Source organism: Sphingomonas sp. GW821-FHT10C01 (assembly GCF_059415525.1).
The window spans coordinates 1-2,450 of the sequence record NZ_JBWKNK010000011.1 but is presented as its reverse complement, the minus strand read 5'-3'; the positions used below and the strand labels follow the sequence as shown (position 1 = coordinate 2,450).

Here is a 2,450-nt window from a genome sequence, read left to right as displayed (position 1 = left end):
ACCGACGGCGCGGGCAGCTACGATACGCTGAGCTATAATGGCGCCAGCAACCTCTGGACCTGGACCGACGGCGACAGCCGGATCACCGAAGTCTATTCGACCCATGGTGCGGCGGAGTGGCGGATCGCGTCGCAGACCGACGCCAGCGGCAACAGCCTGACCTTCAGCTATACCGGCGCCAATCTGACGCAGGTGACCACCGCTGATGGCGGCTATACCCAGTTCACCTGGTCGGGCAGCTTGGGCAGCAACCTCACCAGCCTGGTCACCTACAGCCACGGAACCGGCCTCACCCGCACCCGCTACGGCTATGACGGCTATAACCGCCTCTCGACCGTCACCGTCGATCTGACGCCGAACGACAACAGCGTCGGCGACGGCAACGTCTACACCACCAGCTACACCTATCACGGCACGTCCAAACTCGTCGCCACGATCAGCCAGACCGACGGCTCGCATGTCGCGTTCGGCTATGACGGGGCGAACCGCGTCACCTCGATCGCAGAGACCGTGTCCAGCGGCGTCACCCGCACCACCGGCATCGCCTATGGGATCGGCTATACGACCGTCACCGATCCAATGGGTCAGGTCACGCGGCTCGACTATGCCGATGACAATTTCGCGCAGCCGATCGGCACCTGGCCCATCGGAGAGGTCACGCGTGAAGACGCGGCGATCGGTGGCGTCATCGGCACCAAGTTCACGATGGCGGTACCCGGCGAATGGGGCGGCATTTCCCACCACTTCAACTTCGCGGCGGGTGAGACGATCACCTTCGGCCTCACCCTTCAGGCCTTCGGTGCCTACACCACCCACGACATGGGGCTTTGGTCCAATAGCACCGGATATGCCGGTCCGGGGATCTCATCGGCGCGGATCGTCTCGGGTCCGGGGACGCTTGAGCAGCGCGGGGCCCATTGGTCGGTGGTCGGGCTGTCCACGACCGAACCCACCCGCATCGAAATCACCCGCATCTACGATCATGCTGGAGCGGGCGGCGCCTATATCTATGTCGACAATGTCGGAGGGCATCGCGCCGGCGCCGCGGTGATCGCCGCCGATGCGACGCTGACGCGAAGCATGACGGCGGCGAGCCTTTCGCTAATCGACATGGGCAACTGGGGTCATGGCGGCGTCAATCGCACGCCTGCGGGCACGATTCATGGCAGCCCCGCCTATCAGTTCACGTCACTGCAAACGGGTGAGTGGGCGGGTGTTTCTTCCGGCCTCTCCGCCAGGAAGGGAGACCGGTACAGCTTCTCCCTATCCATGAAGGCGATGGGATCGGCGACGTCGCAATTCCTGGGATTGTGGGGGAACCAGACCGGCTGGGGAGACAATTCGACCGCCACTGCCCGGATCGTGTCCGGCCCCGGAACCCTGAACCGCTATGCGGGTGGCGGCTACTATATCGAGGGCCTCTCGGCGAGCCAGGAGACACGCGTCGAGATCATCCGGGTCTATGATCGCGACGAAGGGGGCGGCGCCTATTTCTACGCGGATCTTCCGGGGGGATACCGGACGGGCGAGGGCCTGATCGCCGGCGCACCGCTTCTCACCAAGCAGACGACCACCGGCGCCGCTGGCCAGCTGACCCGCATCACGACCGGCTATGGCACCGCGCAGGCTCAGGTCACGCAGTTCGCCTATAACGACGCGGGCGACCTGATCAGCGTCACCGATGCCGCGGGTCAGGCGACCAGCTACACCTATGACGGCAATGGCAATGTGCTGACCGCCACCGATCGCCTCGGCAATGTGGTCACCCGCACCTACAACGCCGCGAACCAGGTCCTCACCGAAACCCGCATGGCGTCCGACCGGACCTCGGCCAATGCCAGCCAGACGACCCGCTACGCCTATGACGGCCTCAACCAGCTCGTCTACACGGTCAGCGCCGAAGGCCATGTCACCCGCAACTGGTACGACAGCTACGGTCAGCATTACTGGACCAACGATTTCCCCGATCATGTGTACGATGTCAGCGCGCTGGCATCCACAGCGACGATCTCGCAGGCGACGCTCGACAATTGGAGCGGCTCGCTCGGCGACACATCGAGCGCGCAGATTGACTACACAATCTATGACATACGCGGGAACCTGGGCCAGCGGATACGCAGCTCCCAGAATGGCGGCTTTGCGTGGCACGGGACGGGTAGCTACAGCCACACATATTACACCTATGATCAGGCCGGGCAGCTGCTGAGCCGCGGCACGGCGACGCAGAACGCCGAGCATTTCGCCTATGACGGTCTCGGGCGGCTGATGGCATCGACCGACATCAACGGTGGCGTCACCAACATCTACTTCAACGATGCCGCGACCCAGACCACGGTGACGCTGGCGGGCGGGCTGGTGCAGGTGTCGACCTATAGCAAGGCGGGCGACCTGCTCAGCGTCACCGAGAGCGGCGCCTATACCGTCGGCGGTACCGCCAGCAACGTCTATGA

Annotated in this window: 1 protein-coding gene; it reads left to right on the top strand. The window is 64.2% G+C overall.

The genetic code is table 11. The features are described from left to right. A partial coding sequence (locus tag AC07M1_RS19365; RefSeq protein ID WP_495164280.1) for an RHS repeat domain-containing protein occupies positions 1–2,450 on the top strand: 2,450 nt, incomplete at both ends.